The 18,352-nt window shown below is 65.2% G+C and carries 18 protein-coding genes; 5 read left to right on the forward strand and 13 right to left on the reverse strand.

Going from position 1 to position 18,352, the window contains the following annotated elements; translation table 11 throughout:
- Positions 1-226 precede the first annotated feature (226 nt).
- From NMB43_RS10805 to NMB43_RS10815, 3 genes are all read right to left on the reverse strand, one after another.
- On the reverse strand, positions 227-409 hold the full coding sequence (locus NMB43_RS10805) for a major capsid protein (protein ID WP_494348165.1): 183 nt from the start codon (positions 407-409) through the stop codon (positions 227-229).
- A 247-nt stretch (positions 410-656) separates the two neighbouring features.
- The gene (locus tag NMB43_RS10810; protein WP_494348170.1) at positions 657-1,520 is read right to left on the reverse strand and encodes a rolling circle replication-associated protein; all 864 of its coding nucleotides are present in this window, start codon (positions 1,518-1,520) and stop codon (positions 657-659) included.
- Positions 1,521-1,589: 69 nt separating this feature from the next.
- Entirely contained in the window at positions 1,590-1,865 is a 276-nt protein-coding gene (locus NMB43_RS10815; RefSeq protein WP_494348171.1) for a hypothetical protein, read from the reverse strand.
- 156 nt (positions 1,866-2,021) lie between these two features.
- Between NMB43_RS10815 and NMB43_RS10820 the strand changes: the two genes are divergently transcribed.
- The 3 genes from NMB43_RS10820 to NMB43_RS10830 all read left to right on the forward strand — a co-directional run bounded on the left by NMB43_RS10820 (position 2,022) and on the right by NMB43_RS10830 (position 4,245).
- A complete protein-coding gene (locus tag NMB43_RS10820) occupies positions 2,022-2,408 on the forward strand; it encodes a helix-turn-helix domain-containing protein (protein WP_494348172.1) in 387 nt (128 codons plus the stop codon).
- Positions 2,409-2,615: 207 nt separating this feature from the next.
- Positions 2,616-3,683 (forward strand): PA0069 family radical SAM protein, encoded by a 1,068-nt coding sequence (locus NMB43_RS10825; protein ID WP_494352134.1) that lies wholly within the window; start codon positions 2,616-2,618, stop codon positions 3,681-3,683.
- Between the two features lie 205 nt (positions 3,684-3,888).
- Positions 3,889-4,245 carry a cupin domain-containing protein gene (locus NMB43_RS10830; protein WP_494348173.1) on the forward strand — a complete coding sequence of 119 codons (357 nt, stop codon included), beginning with the start codon at positions 3,889-3,891 and terminating at the stop codon, positions 4,243-4,245.
- 114 nt (positions 4,246-4,359) lie between these two features.
- Here NMB43_RS10830 and NMB43_RS10835 read toward each other — a convergent pair whose 3' ends face one another.
- Positions 4,360-4,836 carry an Lrp/AsnC ligand binding domain-containing protein gene (locus NMB43_RS10835; protein WP_494348174.1) on the reverse strand — a complete coding sequence of 159 codons (477 nt, stop codon included), beginning with the start codon at positions 4,834-4,836 and terminating at the stop codon, positions 4,360-4,362.
- Between the two features lie 126 nt (positions 4,837-4,962).
- On the opposite strand from NMB43_RS10835, the gene ald reads away from it, so the two are divergent.
- The gene (gene ald, locus NMB43_RS10840; RefSeq protein WP_494348175.1) at positions 4,963-6,078 is read left to right on the forward strand and encodes an alanine dehydrogenase; all 1,116 of its coding nucleotides are present in this window, start codon (positions 4,963-4,965) and stop codon (positions 6,076-6,078) included.
- A 161-nt stretch (positions 6,079-6,239) separates the two neighbouring features.
- Here the strand turns inward: ald and NMB43_RS10845 are convergent, their stop codons facing one another.
- From NMB43_RS10845 to NMB43_RS10865, 5 genes are read right to left on the reverse strand one after another with little or no spacing between them, the layout of a single operon-like run.
- A complete protein-coding gene (locus tag NMB43_RS10845) occupies positions 6,240-6,572 on the reverse strand; it encodes a bleomycin resistance protein (protein ID WP_494348176.1) in 333 nt (110 codons plus the stop codon).
- 32 nt (positions 6,573-6,604) lie between these two features.
- Positions 6,605-8,248: a glucose-6-phosphate isomerase gene (gene pgi, locus NMB43_RS10850; protein ID WP_494348177.1), complete on the reverse strand. Its 1,644-nt coding sequence runs from the start codon at positions 8,246-8,248 to the stop codon at positions 6,605-6,607.
- A gap of 13 nt (positions 8,249-8,261) precedes the next feature.
- Positions 8,262-8,981 carry a DUF599 domain-containing protein gene (locus tag NMB43_RS10855; protein ID WP_494348178.1) on the reverse strand — a complete coding sequence of 240 codons (720 nt, stop codon included), beginning with the start codon at positions 8,979-8,981 and terminating at the stop codon, positions 8,262-8,264.
- A gap of 1 nt (position 8,982) precedes the next feature.
- Positions 8,983-9,882 carry an alpha/beta fold hydrolase gene (locus NMB43_RS10860; protein ID WP_494348179.1) on the reverse strand — a complete coding sequence of 300 codons (900 nt, stop codon included), beginning with the start codon at positions 9,880-9,882 and terminating at the stop codon, positions 8,983-8,985.
- Between the two features lie 16 nt (positions 9,883-9,898).
- Positions 9,899-12,262 carry a DNA internalization-related competence protein ComEC/Rec2 gene (locus tag NMB43_RS10865; protein ID WP_494348180.1) on the reverse strand — a complete coding sequence of 788 codons (2,364 nt, stop codon included), beginning with the start codon at positions 12,260-12,262 and terminating at the stop codon, positions 9,899-9,901.
- Between NMB43_RS10865 and NMB43_RS10870 the strand changes: the two genes are divergently transcribed.
- Positions 12,237-12,839, forward strand: coding sequence for a DUF2062 domain-containing protein (locus NMB43_RS10870; protein WP_494348181.1), 603 nt, complete (start codon positions 12,237-12,239; stop codon positions 12,837-12,839). The genes NMB43_RS10865 and NMB43_RS10870 overlap by 26 nt on opposite strands.
- Here the strand turns inward: NMB43_RS10870 and NMB43_RS10875 are convergent.
- The 4 genes from NMB43_RS10875 to NMB43_RS10890 form a co-directional block, all read right to left on the reverse strand.
- Entirely contained in the window at positions 12,829-15,150 is a 2,322-nt protein-coding gene (locus tag NMB43_RS10875) for a sensor histidine kinase (RefSeq protein WP_494348182.1), read from the reverse strand. The genes NMB43_RS10870 and NMB43_RS10875 overlap by 11 nt on opposite strands.
- Positions 15,147-16,247, reverse strand: coding sequence for an ABC transporter substrate-binding protein (locus NMB43_RS10880; RefSeq protein ID WP_494348183.1), 1,101 nt, complete (start codon positions 16,245-16,247; stop codon positions 15,147-15,149). Before NMB43_RS10880 ends, NMB43_RS10875 begins: the two co-directional genes overlap by 4 nt.
- A gap of 93 nt (positions 16,248-16,340) precedes the next feature.
- Positions 16,341-17,015 (reverse strand): lipoprotein-releasing ABC transporter ATP-binding protein LolD, encoded by a 675-nt coding sequence (gene lolD / locus NMB43_RS10885; protein ID WP_494348184.1) that lies wholly within the window; start codon positions 17,013-17,015, stop codon positions 16,341-16,343.
- Entirely contained in the window at positions 17,008-18,267 is a 1,260-nt protein-coding gene (locus NMB43_RS10890; RefSeq protein WP_494348185.1) for a lipoprotein-releasing ABC transporter permease subunit, read from the reverse strand. Before NMB43_RS10890 ends, lolD begins: the two co-directional genes overlap by 8 nt.
- Positions 18,268-18,352 lie beyond the last annotated feature (85 nt).

Consider the following 18,352-nt stretch of genomic DNA (forward strand, 5'->3'; position numbering starts at 1 on the left):
AAGATTCCCATCACCAAAAGAATATTTAGTTTTAGGCCCAAAACAATAAGAGCCTGTCGGACAGGTTTGCGCGTGAGCGCATGAAAATATCAGGCTGAAAATGCCAACCAACAGGCGCCACAAATAGCGATGATGACGTAGATTCCCATTTTCCATTTCCCCGACCCCGTAAACGATAAAAGGGGTACAGCTTATTCAGCCGCACCCCTGAATGCTGCGCAGTGAATCAGAGTGCGCGGCGGACCCACTTCACCAGCTTGATACCGACGTACACCGCGAACACGGCGGCACCGATAGCGGCCACGTCAGCGCCGGCAGCAGTGATCGCGGTCACGTCGGGCGCGGCATTCGCCAGACCCGTGACGACCATGGCACCAGCGCCAACACCAACCTTAAGCATCTTCTTCATGGCTTGTACCTCCTGAAAGAGAACGAATTACGGCCCGAGAGGCGAAGCCAACGCCCCACACGGCCACGATTGCGGCAGCGATAATCGCGCCATCTTCCGCACTGAGATTGAAAGGGCTCATTGCGAAATTCTTGAATTCAGACGGCTCCAGCAGAACGACGGCATTAACACATTCGCCATTGGCCGGAGGAACGATCTGAAGGGAATAGAGATTTGCGCCAGTGGCGACTAGTTGGGCGCATTGCATCTATGAAGCCCCCGGTATTTGCCCGGACAACCAAAAACAGCACTTGTCATCGGACAACCACATATTGAAATCAGGATTCAAACCATAGAAGGTCTGCACGAAAGCAATAGATTCGGCACACATTTCCGCAGGACCTGCGGCCCCAAGCCAAACACGCACAGGCTCAGGCTTCTTCAAATCCTTGGAGGCCCAGTAACGACGCTTTTCAAGATCGGACTCTTCAAAAGTCTTTTGCAGGTATTTACAGATATACCCAGCAAGCTTTTCGGTTTTCCACTGGCGACCTGAACGCCCTTCCCCACGCCGTGGAGACGTGATATCGACTTGGCCGGGGGTATGTTCACCACGCTCATCGCCAACGCCGCCAAGGGCCTGATACCAAAGCTTGCGCAGGAGCGTGACACGCTGCCAGCCACGCACGGCGCAATGAATGTGGTAAGCGCCCCTGTCCTGACGCTCGAGAACGGCGACGTAAGCCCAGTCGGGATTGTGCTTCCGCACCAGACGCAAAAACCGGGTGAAATCCGCCTTAACGCGCTCCCGATCCTGAATGTTCTCGCGGTAGGTCAGGGTAAAGAGGCGGTCGGCCTGCATCATCTTGCAGAGATAGCGGATGCTCTGCTTTGCACGGCGCACGGCGCGAGCATGATTTGCACTGCGGTCGTAACTGGACAACTCAGAAGACGACTCTTCAGAGGCCGCACTAGGGCGCCGGCAGTAACTCTCTTCGAATCGTTTTTTGGCTTGTTCCATTTGCATCGGTCGGACGCATCGGGCGATGAATTCAATCTTGCCGCCCGGAAACTCCCGAATATTCATGTAGTAGTTGCGCGGTGAATCAAATTGAGCTATATCTTGGGACATGGTTTTCCTGCGGCAACAGGTGAATCAAGAAACCCCGGAACCTTTGGCGAGGTCCGGGGTTTCGCTTTTTCAGGACTGGGATGCGGGCTTCGGAGAGGAACGAAGCGGCAGCAGGGAGGTCAGGCGCGGAACGAGGTTGCCGGCCTGATCGCCAAAGCCCTCACCCCAATCAAATTCGGCGTTGTACTCACCGGGGGTAATGGGCGTCTTGGCCAGATCGCCATAGACACGGATTTTGCCGACCACGAACTTTTGGGCATGGAGGCCACATTGAAGGACCTGATACTCGTTGCCGGACTTGGACTTGAGAACTTCGGACGCGAAGACTTGAAGGCGGGTTGCCATGGTGATCCCCTTGACGGTTGAGTGAGCCACGCCACGCGGGCGGGCGAACGTTAAGCGTTAAGAACCGCTTACCATCATGTTAAGAATCACCAAGCAGAATTGTCAAGTGTTTCTTACCAACATACACTTGGCACAGATCAACCAGAAGGGAAGACCATGAAGCCGATCTACATGTACATGGACGAGGCGATAAACAGAGGCATCGTGAAGAACGACGCCGAGCTAGCGGCAAAGCTAGGGCTCACAAGAGCAAGCGTATCGTGGTGGAGAAGCGGGAAAAGCGCACCCAACGACGAACAAGCAATCGCCTTTGCACGACTGCTGAACAAGCCAGAAATTGAGCTGATGGCAGAGGCAGCCGCACACCGGGCAAAGACACCGGAGGCGCGAACCTACTGGGAACGCATTGCAAAATACTCAGCGACCTACGCGAGCGCGGCCGCAATGATGATTGCATGCTCGCTGACGGCAATTAGTGTCACCTACTCCCCGGAAAGCCTTGCCACGCCTACAAAAGCCGGGGAAACAGTCTTTATTATGTAAAGTTGCGAACTCCCGAGTTTGGACGCAGGGAGGTCATTGCAGACGCCCTTGCTCACCCGGCCTGACACGGTAGTCGTCGCCTACAGACGCACGAGACGTGATTTGCGTTGATGGCTGTATATACTTACAGCTAAGTCGCATCACCCCAACCGACCCTTCGCGCGCATCCCAGAGGCTACCGAGCCCGAACCGGGCAGCCAGCCCTTGTTGTTCCGCGGTCGGGGTGCGCTGACTGAGCCGGATGGGCGTTTCGAGTCGCTGCGACGGGAGCGCATAGACGATGGATGGTTCACCTCGGCTAAAGCGGCTGAGGATGCGGAGTTGCCGACCATTCAGACCGAGTTGTTGATTGACCGCGCGAGGAGCGTGATCAGCCGCAACCAGTCGCCCGACGTTCCGTTCAACCAATCCATCAACCCATACCGTGGCTGTGAGCATGGTTGCGTGTACTGCTTTGCTCGACCATCACATAGCTACCTGGGTTTGTCGCCAGGGCTCGATTTCGAGACCAAGCTGGCTTACAAGCCAGATGCGGCCGCCCTGCTGAAGCGCGAGCTGGCGGCGCGTGGCTATCGGTGTTCGCCCATCGCGCTGGGGGTGAATACCGATGCCTGGCAGCCGGTGGAACGCAAGCTGGGCATTACGCGGGCAATCCTTTCGGTGCTGGCGGAATGCCGCCACCCGGTGTCGATGATTACCAAGAGCGCCCTGATCGAGCGCGACATCGACATCCTGGCGCCGATGGCGCGCGATGGTCTGGTGCATGTGATGGTGTCGATCACCACATTGGATGGCGAACTGGCCCGCAAGCTGGAGCCGCGAGCAGCAAGTCCGGCGCGGCGGCTACGCGTCGTGCGTGCGCTCAGCGAAGCAGGCGTCCCGGTCGGGGTGTTGTTCGCGCCGCTGATTCCGGCGCTCAACGACCATGAAATGGAGAAGGTGTTCGAGCAGGCTCGGGCGGCGGGTGCGGAGACGGCCGGCTATGTGACCCTGCGGCTACCGCATGAGTTGGCCGATATCTTCCCGGCCTGGCTTGAAGCCCACGCGCCGCAACGTGCCGCCCATGTGATGAGCTTGCTGCGGCAACTGCGTGGCGGGCGCGATAACGCCCCCAGATTCGGCAGCCGCATGCGTGGTGAGGGCAAACTGGCCGAGCTGTACAGCCAGCGCGCCCGGCTGGCCTGTCAACGCCTTGGGCTGAACAAGAATCGGCGTGATCCGGTGTGTGACCTGTTCCGCCCGCCACAACTCGACGGGCAGATGAGTCTGTGGTGAGCAAGGGCACTTGCGCCTGGAGGCGACGGGGTGCAGCAAGGCGCGGCGCACTGACTGATGCAAGCCTCGACAAACCCTTGCCGGATTGCGCCCAATCATGCCGAATTGCTGCAGGCGCATTTGAATCAGGCCCTAAAGGCCGGCATAATCCGGGCCAGCCTGGCGCTTTGAGAGTCGGCCAGATAAATCAATCAGGAGTTCCCACATGTTCGTTTATGGAAAAGACCGCCCGATGGAAGACCTTGGCGGAGGTGTCAGCCGCCGCATTCTGGCTTATGACGGCAGCCTGATGCAGGTCGAGGTTCATTTCGAAGAAGGCGCGATCGGCCCCATGCACAACCACCCGCACGAACAGCTCACCTACGTGCTGTCGGGCGAGTTCAAGTTCACCATCGGCGAAGAGACCAAGATGGTTTCCGCCGGCGACACCCTGTACAAGACGTCCGGCATCATGCACGGCTGCGTGTGCACCAAGAAGGGCGTGCTGCTCGACACCTTCACGCCGCAACGCCTGGACTTCCTAGGTGCCAACCCGACCAACTACGCCAAGACCGACGACTGAAGCGTCTGTCTGCGTAGCCAAAAAAAACGCGCCACTCGGCGCGTTTTTTATGCCCGCTTTCCGCGCCCCCGAGACGCTGGCCTCCCTGCGCACGGCCCTCGCCCCCTCCCCTCCTCAATCGACCGGCAGCTTCGTGCTGTCCTTGATCTCTTCCATCACCACGTAGCTGCGCGACTCCACGGCCGCCGGCAGGCGCAGCAGGATGCGGCCGAGCAGGCGTCGGTAGTCGCTCATGTCCGGGATACGCGCCTTGATGAGGTAGTCGAACTCGCCGGACACCAGGTGGCATTCCAGCACTTCGGGCACATGGGCAAGTTCGGCCTTCACCGCATCGAAGATCTCGGCCGACTTGGCCGACATGCGCAACTCCACGAACACCAGCAGGCGCAGGTCCAGCGCCCGAGGGTCGACGCGCGCGTAATACCCGGTGATGACTTTCTCGCGCTCCAGGCGACGCACGCGTTCCGCCACCGGGGTCGCGGACAAGCCTACGCGGGCGGCCAGTTCGGTGATGGAAAGACGACCGTCCTGCTGTAGTTCGGCGAGGATTTTGCGGTCTGTTCGGTCCAGGGGGCGGAAATCGCTTGGCATGCTCGACAGGGGCTTTTCAAACAGAGGATTTCACCACTATACAAATATAAAGAAGTGAAATCACCTGCGCGGACCGCCATAAATTATCTGCATTGATTGTCCGCAACCCTCTCTCTGGAGTGAATCATGCTTGTCGGTGTGCCTCGTGAAATCAAGAACCATGAATACCGCGTCGGTCTGACGCCTTCCTCAGTCCGCGAACTGGTTTCACAAGGCCATCAGGTCCTGGTGGAGCAGGCCGCGGGTGCCGGCATCGGCGCCAGCGATGGCGACTACCAGATCGCCGGCGCACAGATCGTCGCGACCGCCGAAGAGGTGTTCGCCCGCGCCGAGATGATCGTGAAGGTGAAGGAACCCCAAGCCGTGGAACGCGCCCGTCTGCGCCCCGGCCAGATTCTCTACACCTACCTGCACCTGGCGCCGGACCCCGAGCAGGCCGCCGATCTGATCAAGAGCGGCGCCGTGTGCATTGCCTACGAGACCGTGACCGCCGCCGATGGCAGCCTGCCCTTGCTGGCGCCGATGTCGGAAGTGGCCGGCCGCATGAGCATCCAGGCCGGTGCGCACTGCCTGGAAAAAGCTGCCGGCGGACGTGGTGTGCTACTGCCCGGTGTGCCGGGTGTTGAACCCGGCAAGGTGGTGATCCTGGGCGGTGGCATCGTCGGCAGCAATGCCGCGCTGGTGGCCAGCGGCATGGGCGCCGACGTGACCGTGCTGGACCGCTCCCCCGCTGCGCTGCGCCGCCTGACCGTGCAGTTCGGTACCCGTGTGAAGACCCTGCATGCCAACCGCGACAATGTGGAGCGCGCCGTCGCCGAGGCCGATCTGGTCATCGGTGCTGTGCTGATCCCGGGGGCGGCCGCGCCACGCTTGATCACCCGCGAGATGCTGTCGAGCATGAAACCCGGTGCGGTGATCGTGGATGTGGCGATTGACCAAGGGGGCTGCTGCGAAACCTCACGTGCCACCACCCATGCCGAGCCGACCTACGTGGTCGACGGTGTGGTGCATTACTGCGTGGCCAACATGCCCGGCGCGGTTGCCCGCACCTCCACCCACGCCCTGAACGCGGCCACCCTGCCCTTCGCGCTGGCCTTGGCCAACCTGGGCTGGAAGGAAGCCCTGCGCCGCGACAAACACCTGCTCAACGGCCTCAACATCTGCGCCGGCAGCGTGACTTACCGCGAAGTGGCCGACGCACTGAACCTGCCCTACGTGCCGGCGGAAAGCCTGCTGCAGTAAGAAGCCGCTCCCCGAACCGCTCCCTGCCCCACCCCGAAACCGGGGCGGCGGCTAGGCGTGATCCGCATATGGCCTTCCTGCTTACCTTGGCAACAGGCTGCGGGCCGCCGCCTCCCCTTACCCGGGGAGGCCGGGAGGGGTTCATCTTCCCTCCGCCATCCTCAAGCCTCGCGCTCGCTGGCGAAGCGCAGGCGGTTACCGTCCGGATCGCGGACCAGCAACTCGCGCGTACCCCAGGGCGTATCGGCCGGTACGGCCATCCCCTCGAGTCCACGCGACTGGAAGTCGGCGAAGCAGGCATCCGCATCAGGCACCCGGAAGTAGACCGCACCCCCCGCTTCGCAGTCGCCCGCATGCTCGGTGAGGAACAGGGTCTGCCCCTGGCGCGTGATCTGCACGAAGAGCGGATAGCCATCGCCGAAACGATGCTCCCAGTCGAGCTTGAATCCCAGCCTGTCCAGATAGAACGCAAGGCTGCGGCCAGCCTGGGTCATGCGCAGCTGCGGGATGACACTCTGCTCGCCACTCATCCGATTGCGCCCTTCGCCCGCGCCACCAGCGCACGCGTCGAGGCATCCAGCGCCGAATCGTCCGCCCCCAGCAACACCTGCTCGATGCCGGTCGCCAGTTGCTTGCCCAGTTCCACGCCCCATTGATCGAAGGAGTTCAGCCCCCAGATCGCGCCCTGCACGAAGACCTTGTGCTCATAGAGCGCGATCAGTGCACCGAGGCACTCGGCATTGAGCTCATCCAGGAGCAGCGTGTTGCTGGGCCGGTTGCCGGTGAATACGCGGTGCGGGATGGCGGCTTCCAAAGCATCGCCGCTCATGCCGCGCGCGCTCAGCTCGGCCCGTACCTGCTCGGCAGTCTTGCCGCGCATCAGCGCGGCGGACTGGGCGAAGCAACTGGCGATGAGCACGCGGTGATGCTCCGCCAGCATGTCGGGCTGGCGCAGCGCCAGGATGAAGTCGACCGGGATCAGCGCCGGGCCCTGATGCAGCAACTGGAAGTAGGCGTGCTGGCCATTGATGCCCGGCTCGCCCCAGATCACCGGGCCGGTGGCATAGGCAACCGCGGCACCGTCGCGGCGCACGGCCTTGCCGTTGGACTCCATGTCGAGTTGTTGCAGGAAGGCCGGCAGCCTGTGCAGCACGTTGTTGTAGGGCGCGATGACCTGTGAGCGCGCACCCAGGAAGTCGACATACCAGATGCCCAGCAAGGCCAGCAGCACCGGCATGTTCTGCGCCAGGGGCGCGGTGCGGAAGTGCTCGTCCATGGCGTAGGCACCGGCCAGCAGCGCCTTGAAGCGCGCCGGGCCGGCCGCGATCATGATCGGCAGGCCGATGGCCGACCACAGCGAGTAGCGCCCACCCACCCAGTCCCAGAAACCGAACATGTTGGCCGTGTCGATGCCGAAGGCGGCCACCTTCTCGGCATTGGTCGACACCGCCACGAAGTGCTTGGCTACCGCCGCCTCGTCGCCACCCATGCCAGCCACCAGCCAGGCGCGTGCGCTGCGCGCGTTGCTCAGCGTCTCGATGGTGGTGAAGGTCTTGGAAGCGACAATGAACAGCGTGGTCGCCGGGTCCAGGCGCTTGAGCGTCTGCGCGATGGCCGCGCCGTCCACGTTGGAGACGAAGTGCAGGCGCGGGCCGTCGCACTCGGGCTTGAGCGCTTCGCAGACCATCAGCGGGCCGAGGTCCGAGCCACCGATGCCGATGTTCACCACATCGCGGATCGACTGTCCGGTGTGCCCCTTCCAGGCCCCGCTTCGCACCGAATCGGCGAAAGCATAGCAGCGCTCGCGCACGGCCTGCACGGCCGGCATCACGTCCTCGCCGCCACTGCTCACTCGGGCGCCGTCGGGCTGGCGCAGGGCGGTATGCAGCACGGCGCGAGCTTCGGTGTTGTTGATCGCCGCGCCTCCGAACATGGCATCACGATGGGCGGGCACGCCTGTTTCCTGCACCAGTTGCAGCAAGGCGTCGAGCACGGCGGCGTCGACACGGTTCTTCGAGTAGTCGAGATGAATGCCGCAGGCATCCAGTGTGAGGCGCTCGGCGCGTCCGACGTCTTCTGAGAAGAGCTTTGCGAGATTGAGACGCGCGCTCTCCTGGGCAAGCGCGCTCAGTCGGGCCCAGGCGGTCGTGGTGGTCGGATCGATGCTCATGGATGTCTTCATGTCAGGGAGCAGAAAGTTCATCCTGCAAGCGCAAGGCTTTCAGGACGGGAGAGTTGAACTCGCGGTGCGTCTGCACCACGACGATGATGGTGGTCAGCACGATGAAGGCCCAGGCCGACAGCATCCAGGCCAGCACGGCCATGCCGAAGTAATACGCCCGGATCCCGCGGTTGAAGTCGTCGCCGGCACAGGTGTTGACCGAGGCCATGCGCTGGGCGAAGCGTTCCAGCGCCTCCGGCTCGGACTCCCGCGGTGGCACCGCGCCGATCACGATGGACAGCACGTTGAACTGGCGCAGCGACCAGGTGAACTTGAAGTAGGCGATCACATACACGCAGATCAGCATCAGCAGCTTGAACTCCAACGCCTCGCGCGACACGGCGCGGGCAAACGGCAGTTCGGACGCGGTGGTGATGAACTGGTCCAGCGCGCCCAGCGTGGCAAACAGGCCGGCGACGATGTAGATCGAGGTATTGGCGTAGAAGGAAACGCTGTGCACGAGATTGCCCACGAGGGCCGCATCGACGATGCGGTTCTCCCGTACAAGCATCTGGCGTGCCCAGTTTAGGCGCAGGCGGTGGCCCTCTTCCAGCAGCGTGATACGCCCCTTCAGGCCACGCTCCAGCACGAACTCATAGCCGCCCCAGCACAGGATGAACCAGACTAGGCCGAGCCAATCCACCCAACTGAGCCCGGAGAGAAAGTGCAATACCGTCTGCATCTCAGGGCTCCAGCAGGAAACGGCGGACCGGCGCGATCTGCGCCTCGTCCATCAGCACCGGCGCATGTCCGACGCCAGGAAACTCCACTACCTGCGGACGCGGTCCGCGTAGGCGCATCTGCTCCACCGTCGCCGCCAGCAGCAGATCGGAGGCGGCACCATGCAACAGCAGGGTCGGGCAGCGGATCGCGTCATAGATCGGCCACAGCGCCAGGTCGCTGAGTTGCGGCACCGCGCGGAAGGCGTCGCCGATTGCCGGGTCGTAGCGCATGACGAAGCCCGTCCCGTTCGGCTTGACCGAATGCTCGGCGAGGTGACGCCATTGGGCATCGCTGAGTTTGCCGAAATCGGCACTCACCGCGCGGATGTAGGCCTCCGCCTCGGCCAGGCTGGCAAAGCTCGGCGCCCGTCCGACGTATTCGCCGATGCGGCTCAGCGCCATAGCCGGAATCACTGCCCCGACGTCATTCAGCACCAGGCGGCGGATCGGCGTGTCGGCCTGGGCCGCCAGCCCCATGCCAATGAGGCCACCCATCGAGGTCCCTATCCAATCGACGGTCTGTGCATCCAACCGTGCCAGCAGCGTGACCATGGCACTGACATAGTGCGGCACGACATAGTCACTGGCCAGCTTGAGCCAGTCGCTGTGGCCCCGGCCCGCAACATCGGGACAGACCACGCGGTACTCGCCCAGCATGGCGCGGGCGAGATCGTCGAAGTCGCGCGCATTGCGCGTCAGCCCATGCACGCAGACCAGCACGCGCGGGTTGTCGGCCACGCCCCATTCGACGTAGGACATGTTGTACAGGCCGCCACTGCCCAGGCATTGCACGCTGCGTCGGCGCATGCCGGTGTCCGGCTTCTTGTGCGGCCACCAGCCAAGCCAGTTCTTGATGCCCATGTCCCTCACCCGATCGTCAGATTCCGTGCCAGTAGCGCGCGTGGCGCCGCGCCGTGTCGATACGCCGGCCCGCCTGGCCGAAGTCAATGGTAACCGCGCCGTCACGGTCGGAGCGATAGGCCGTGGCACCAGCGGCGGAATAGCGGGCCTGGACTTCCGCGTGCGGGTGACCGAAGCGATTGCGATAGCCACTCGTAAAGACCACCACCCGTGGCGCCACCGCCGCGATGAAGTCGGCATGCGAGGAACTGTTGCTGCCATGATGGGGCGCCACGATGACATCCGCGCGAAGTGCCGCAGGCAGGCGCGTCAGCAGCTCGTCTTCCGCTGCGCGCTCGATGTCGCCGGTCAGCAATGCGGCTCCCGCCGGGGAAGACACATGCAGCACGCAGGACATCTCGTTGTCGCGCCTGCTGCGGAAATCCGCTTCGGGATGCAGGAAGGCGAAGCGCACCCCGTCCCATTCCCAGGTCTCGCCGGCCACGCAGGGCTGGTAGGCCACCCCGCTGGCATGGACGGGATGGGCGGCCGGCAGGCTGTCGCGCAGGCTGCGCACTGGCAGGCCCGTCACCACACTGAGCGCACCGCCGGCATGGTCGATGTCAGCATGCGACACCACCAGCATATCCAGGTACGGCACGCCTGCCGCGCGTAGATAGGGGATCAGCACCCGCTCTCCGCTGTCAGCCGGCGGGCTACCCCAGGCCGGCCCGGCATCGAACAGCAGATCGTGCGCCTGGGTCTGCACATGCACCGCCAGCCCCTGCCCCACATCCACCGCGACCATCCGGAACTCACCGCTTGCAGGGCGCAGTGGTGTCCACATCAGCAGCGGCGGCAGCACGGCCAGTGCCGCCAGGCGCCCGGGCATGCCACGCGGCAGCAGTGCCCACCCGGCCGACCCCACCGCCAGGACTACCAGCCAGGCCGGCGGAGCCGCCTGCTGCCAGGTCGCAATGGGCAGGCGCGCCAGCCAGTCCAGTGCCCACATCAAGCCCGTCAGCAGCCAGTGGGCAAATTCCGCCAGGCTGGGCAGCGGGCATAGTGCGAACAGGATCGCCAGCGGGGTGACCACCACGCTGACCAGGGGGATTGCCACCGCATTGGCCAAGGGAGACACCAGCGAGAACTGCTGGAAGATGCCCAGCAACATCGGGACCGACAGCAGCAGGATGGCCCATTGCGCGCCCAGCCAGGCGCGCAGCCACCCCGCCCCGGCAAAGGCGCCACTGGCCGCCAGGGCGAGACAGGCCACCGCGCCGAAAGAGAGCCAGAAGCCGGCGGCCAGCACCGCCCAGGGGTCGACCAGCAACACCACCAGCAAAGCCAGGCTCAGGCTGCGCAGGATGCCGGCGTCGCGCCGCGTCAGCATGGCCAGCGCCGCCGTGGCCAGCATGTACAAGGTACGCTGGGCCGGCACACCGAAGCCGGCCAGCAAGGTGTAGAAGAAGGCCGCGAACAGACCGGCCACGATGGCCGCGCGCTGGGCGGGCCAGCGCACACACAGCCAGGGCACGCGGCGCCAGGCCCAAGCGCACAGGCCGCCGACCAGGCTGGCGAACAAGGTCACATGCAAACCGGAGATGCTCATCAGGTGAGTGACACCGGTTTCGCGGAACAGCCGCCACTGCGCATCCGGAATCGACGCCTGGTCCCCCACCGCCAGGGCCGACAGCACGCCGGCATATGCGCCCTCTGGCAGCGCGCGCGCGAAGCGTTCGCGCAGCACCTGACGGGCGTGCTGCAGATGCGGCACGAAACCAGCGTCAATGACCTCCAGGCGGCGTTTCTCCCCCTTGGGTCGCACGTAGCCCACGGCGCGGATGCCGCGCTCGAACAGCCAGGCTTCGTAGTCGAAGCCATGCGGATTGAAATTGCCGTGCGGGCGATGCAGGCGCACGGTCAGCCGCCAGCGCTCCCCGGCCCGCAAGCGAGGCACGGAAGACGGCGGCGAGTCCGCCCCCTCGTCCTCGTCAAACCGGCCATACCAGTTCAGCAGCAGGCGCGGCGGCACACCCGCCGGTCGCGTGTCGGCCACGAACAGGAAGCGTTGACCGCGCTCGCCCGGATCGGGCAGGTCGGCGATGTAACCGCTCACCACCACGTCCTGCCCTTCCAGCGCCGCCGCGAGCTGCTCGGCGACACGCAACTCGGCACGCCATACGGCCCAGGCAAAGCCGCCCAGCAAGGCCAGCCCCGCCAACGTCAGCAGGTGCAGGCGAGGCCTGCGCCATACCCAGGGCACAAGGGGAACCACCAGGATGACAGCGAGTCCGAGTGTTCCAGCCGCGGGCAGACTGGCCAGTTGCTGGCAAGCCCACACGCCGATGGCGAAACACAGGATGGCCCAGTACATGCCATCATTAGACCATGACGACATCGCCTCTCAGAGCGAACCCCCACTGCCCATGCGCAAGCTGATCAAGCAATACCTGCCCGACCGCGACAACCTCCGTCAGTACAAGATTTTCCACCTGTTGGGCGACAGCCTGCTGCACCCCAACCTGTGGCACCTGAACCGCCATTCGGCCGCGCGTGGCCTGGCCATCGGCCTAGTCTGCGGGCTCATCCCGGGGCCCCTGCAGATGCTTGGCTCGGCCCTGTTCTGTCTGGCATGGCATGCCAACCTGCCACTTGCCCTGCTGACTACCCTGTACACGAACCCCCTGACCATTGTGCCGCTGTACCTGGTGGCCTATACGATCGGCGCCTGGTTGCTGGGCGACACGACGCCCTTTGCGCCGCCGCCGGAGATGGGCGACCTGGGCCTGGTGGACTGGATGCACGCGCTGATGGGCTGGGTGGGCTCACTGGGCAAGCCCCTGCTGGTGGGCCTGCCGACGATGGCCCTGATCATCGCCACGCTGGGCTATTTCGCCTGCCACCTGCTGTGGCGCCGCCACGTGCTGCACCAATGGCACAAGCGCTGCCAGCGCGGAGGCGCGCTCAAGTCCTGACGCCCTCGTCAGCCGGTGGTGGCGCCACCAGCGGGAGGTGAAGTTCGAACTCGGCGCCCTGACCGGCTTCGCTGCGTGCCGTGATACTTCCCCCCAGCAGTTGCACCACGATGTTGTGCACGATGTGCAGCCCCAGGCCGGTACCGCCGCGTCCCATGCGCGTGGTGACAAAGGGGTCGAAGATGCGTGGCAGGATGTCCGGCCGGATACCGTTGCCATCATCGCTCACCACAATCCGCACGGTCGACTCGCCCTCGCCGCGCTGCGCCATGATGCGGATGTGCCCCTGCGTACGCCCCTCAAAGGCATGGGTCACCGCGTTGACGACCAGATTGGTCAGCACTTGCCCCAGCGGGCCGGGATAACTGTCCAGCAGAATGCCCGCCGGAATCGCCAGTTGCAGCTCGGCCACGCACTTGCGCAGCGTGGGGCGCAGGGTCAGTGCCACCTCGCCGACCATCTCGTCCAGGTAGAAGTGGCGGCGCTGCGAACTGGTCTGGTCGACCGCCACCTGCTTGAAGCTGCTGACCAGCTCGCCGGCCCGCAGCAGGTTGCGCTGCGAGATGTCGGTGCCATGCTCCAGGGTGATCAGGAATTCCTCCAGCGCCGAGCGGCGCAGACCATCGGCCGAGCGCCGACGGAACTGATGCAGCGCATCGCGCATCGACGACACCGCCATGAGGCCGTTGCCCAGCGGGGTGTTCAGCTCGTGTGCGACGCCCGCCACCAAGGCCCCCAGTGAGGCGAGCTTCTCCGCCTGCACCAGTTCAGCCTGGGTCTGGCGCAGGCGCAGCACGGTGTCGGACAGTTCCGCGTTGGTGTCCCGCAGTTCGGCAGTGCGCTGTGCCACACGTTGCTCCAGCTCGTTGTTGAGCTGACGGACCTCAGCCTCGATGCGGCGCATGGCCGTCACGTCCTCCATCACCAGCACGGTACGCTGACGCTCCCCCAGCAGGAAGTGACTGGCATGCACCAAGGCCCGCAGCAGGCTGCCGTCGGCCCGCCGGAGCCAGGCCTCGGCATGGGCGGAGCCATCGTGGGCGAGCGCGTCGAGGAAGGCATGCTGGGCCGCCTCGTCGTGCCACACCCCACGGTCGTCCAGCTTGCGCGCCGCCAGCTCTGCCGCGGTGTATCCCAGGAGTTGCTGGGCCGCCCGATTGGTCTTGACGATGGCATTGCCCTCCTCGCCGGCGGCCACCAGCAGACCGACCTGCGAAAACTCGAAGATGGCCTCCAGCTCGCGCTCGCGTTCGCGTACCGCCGCCGCCATGTGGGCGATGCTGGCGGCCAGGTCATTGAGTTCGCGGGTGCGGCTATGTGGCCACTCGCCCGCCCCCTCGCCACGCGAGATGGCCCGCGCATGCTGGCTCAGGCGGCTGATCGGGCGCGCCATGCTGGTCGCCCAGACCGGGGCCAGCACCAGGGCCAGCAGCAGCGACAGGCCGATGGCGATAAGGCCGAACTCCATCGCCGCGCGGATGCCCGGATTGCGCCATCCACTGGGCGTGCGCAGGATGAAGTACCAGTCGAGCGTGTCGGAATAGACCATCGCGGCATCGAAACGCTCGCCTTCCAGGTTCAGCGTGCCGGTCGCGTGTTGCCGCTGCTGCACCGCCTGGCGGAACAGGGGCAGCTCGCTGATGCTGAACACGCCAACCCGCTCGGGGCGCTCGCTGTCCGCCAGCAGCTCGCCACGCGCATCGACGATCCACAGGGCACGCCCGGACACCGCGGTGGCCTCGCGCGCGGCGCGCATCAGGGCATCGAGCGCCACCTCGACCACCAGCACCTTGTCCCCCGCCGGCATACCGACGCTGACCGCGAGCTGGTTGTTCACCGGGGACAGGAACTTCTCGCTCCACTGCAGATGCTTCTCGGCCTGCACCAGACGGAACAGGCGGTCGCCGCTGAAGTCGTTGCCGATCAGCTCGCGCGCCCGCAGCACGCCCACCTGCGGGCTCACCGCGGCGGCCAGGACGCGCCCGTCGGCCGCCAGCAGATAGGCCGCCGTGCTTCCCGTCTGCGGACCCACCATGCGCTCGAGCAGCGCCTGCGCCGAAAAAGCGGGGTCGATGCGCAAGGTCGCCGCGGCCACCTCCAGGCGGCCCTGGACCGCGCCCAGTGCAAGCTCGGTGCGCAGCGCCATCTCGGCACTGTCGGCCTTGAGCATCTCGCGCGTCTGGGCTTCGATCTGCGGCAGGCGGAACAGCAGCAAGGCCGCCCCGGCGAGCAGGAAGGTCGTCGCCGAGGCCAGGCTCAACAGCCAGACCAGCGAGCTGCGCAGGCTTCGCTCCGCTCCGCTGCGCATCATTCTGGCTCGAACGCTCCGTCACGCACGCGGTGGAAGTAGCCCCGCCGCATGGAATCACCCCAGGCGTCGAAGCGCACCTCCTGCTGCAGGCCCTGGTAGGGGCTGAACTGCAGCAGGGCCTGCTTCATGCTCAAGTCGGCGGGTTTCTGCAGGTAGGCCGTGAGCAGCGCGCGCACGCCGTCGTAGGCCAGCATGGCCTGGAAGGCCGGTTGCTTGCCGTACTGCTTCTGGTAGCGCGACATGAACTGCACGAAATCCGGTGAGTGGTCACGCGTGTCGTAGTTCAACAACAGGATCATGCCTTCGACCGAGCGCCCGCCGGTCTCCAGCAATTGCTGGGTGCCCGCCCATTCCGTGGTGACCAGGGGCAGCCCGGCCTGGCGCTTGGCGATCAGTTGTGCGATGCGCGCGCTGTCCGCCGCCCCGGCGATGAGCAGCACCGCGTCGACCGGTCGGCTCAGCAGGCGGCCGGCGAAGGACTCCAGGTTGTCGGCATTCGAGTCGAAATGTTCGACCAGCTCGATACGGCCGCCCAGGGGCTCGAACACGCTGCGGAAGTCCTGCAGCCAGTTGTCGGCGAACAACTTGTTGTCGATATTGGCCGCCACCGCCAGGCGCTTGAAGCCATGGCCGACGCAGTAACGTGCATAGTCCGCGCCGTTCTCGCGCGTGGTGCGGTTCATGCGGACGAGATAGTCGTCCAGGCCGGTGAAGCGCGAGGCCGAGGCCGAGGGGGACAAGAGCAGCATCTGCGCCTGATTGACCACCGGCAGCACCGCATCGGCCACGCCACTGGTGCCCGGCCCGACGATCGCGATCACCTTGCGGGCGATCAGCTCCTCGACGGCGCGCCGTGCCGTCTCGGGCGTGACGCCGCTGTCGCGCACGATCAGCTCGATGCGCTGGCGGCCCAGGCGACCACTCTTGTGCCACTCGTCCACGGCCAGCACGGCCGCGTTGCGGGTCATCTCACCCAGGTCAGAGGACGGGCCGCTCAGCTCGCCCAGGAAACCCACGCGGATCGGTTCAGGCTCCGCGCAGCCCGCCAGCAACACAAGGCAGCATGCCGTGAGACGGGCCCAGCAGGATGGATGCATCGACGCCCCCGAGGTGAGTCATATCTTGCAATGCACCATAAATCGGCCCGGCCGGCGCAATCTTGAACCCGGCGGCGCGGCCCCGCCCCCGCCTCAGGCCAGCACGCCGTCGCTGAGGTTCAGGCTGCGCTGGGCACGAGCCGCCAGGGCCTGGTCGTGGGTCACGATGATCAGGGCTGTGCCGAGGCGCGCATTGAGCGAGAGCATCAGGTCGAACACCACGCCGGCGGTATGCCGGTCGAGGTTGCCGGTCGGTTCGTCGGCCAGCACGCAGCGCGGCTCGGTGACCAGCGCGCGGGCAATCGCGGCACGCTGGCGCTCGCCCCCCGACAGCTCGGCCGGCGTGTGGTGCACACGGTGCCCCAGGCCCACCGACTCCAGCATGGCGTAGGCACGCGCATGGGCCGCCGCCGCGTCCATGCGGCGGATGATCAGGGGCATGGCCACGTTCTCCAGCGCGGTGAACTCGGGCAGCAGGTGGTGGAACTGGTAGACGAAACCCAGCGAGGCATTGCGGATCGCCCCGCGCTCGGCTTCGCTGAGTGTGGCCAGATCGCGCCCCAGCACGCTCACCTGGCCAGCGCTGGGCACATCCAGCCCGCCCAGCAGGTGCAGCAGGGTGCTCTTGCCGGAGCCCGAGGCGCCGACGATGGACAGGGTCTCGCCGGCCGCCACGTCGAGATCCACGCCGCCCAGCACCGGTACCGCGTAGGCGCCGCTGCCATAGGTCTTGGCCAGCCCGCGGCAGGACAGGATCAGCTCACTCATAGCGCAGCGCCTCCGCCGGATTGATGCGCGCCGCGCGCCAGCTCGGGTACAGCGTGGCCACCAAGGTCAGCAGCAGGGACACGAGCACCACGCCCACCACATCGCTCCAGATCAGTTCCGAAGGCAGATCGGAGATGGCATAGACATCCTTGGCCAGGAACTGGAAGCCCAGCGCACGCTCGATGGCCGGCACCACTACGTCGATATTGAGGGCCAGCGCAACCCCGCCGCCCACCCCAAGGAGCAGGCCGATCACGCCCATGATGGCCCCCTGGATGATGAAAATCTGCATGATGGAGTTCGGGCTCGCGCCCAGGGTCCGCAGGATCGCGATGTCGGCCCGCTTGTCCTGCACCGCCATGACCAGGGCCGAGACGATGTTGAACGCAGCTACCGCCACGATCAACGACAGGATGATGGACATCACCTTCTTCTCGATCTGCACTGCCCGGAAGAAATTTGCATGACTCTGCGTCCAGTCCGACACATAGGCCTTGTCCGCGATCTCGGGCAGGCGATTGAGCTCCACCGCGACGCGCGGCGCGTCGAACAACTCCGCAAGCTTGAGGCGCACGCCGGTCACCCCATCCTGCATGCGGTAGAGGGTCTGTGCATCCTTCAGGTGGATCAGCGCCAGGCCCACGTCATATTCGTACATGCCGGCCTCGAACACACCCACCAGGGTGAACTGGCGCACCCGCGGCAGCACCGCTGCCGGCGTCACCAGCCCTTGCGGGGCGATCAGCGTCACCTTCTCGCCCGGCCGCACGCCCAGCGCGCGCGCCAACTCGATGCCCAGGATCACGCCGTATTCGCCCGGCTTGAGGTCGGCCAGCTTGCCGAACTTCATGTACTTGGCGAAGTCGGCCACCGCATCCTCGCGCTCGGGCAGGATGCCGCGCACCACGGTGCCGCGTACCGATTCGTCGTAGGACAGCATGCCCTGCGCCTGTACATAAGGCGCGGCCGCCTTGACCTCGGGCTGACGCTGCGCCAGTTCGGCGTAGCGAGGCCAGTCGTCGAGATCACCGTTGTAGGCCACGACTTGCGCATGCGAGGCCACCCCCAGGATGCGTGTGCGCAGCTCGCGCTGGAATCCGTTCATGACCGACAGCACGACGATCAGCGCGGCGACCCCGAGGGCGATGCCGGCCATGGACACGAAGGAGATGAAGGAGACGAAGCCCCCGCCGGAACGGTTGCGACGCTTGGCGCGCACGTAGCGCAGCCCGACCAGGAGTTCGAAGTTCATTGCGGGCTGCATGCTACACTGCCCGCCCGTTCCGCGCATGCCTTGCCGGGCGGCGCGACGAGATCGCCGCCACCCGGCCTGCCCC

It is taken from the genome of Uliginosibacterium sangjuense (assembly GCF_059132465.1).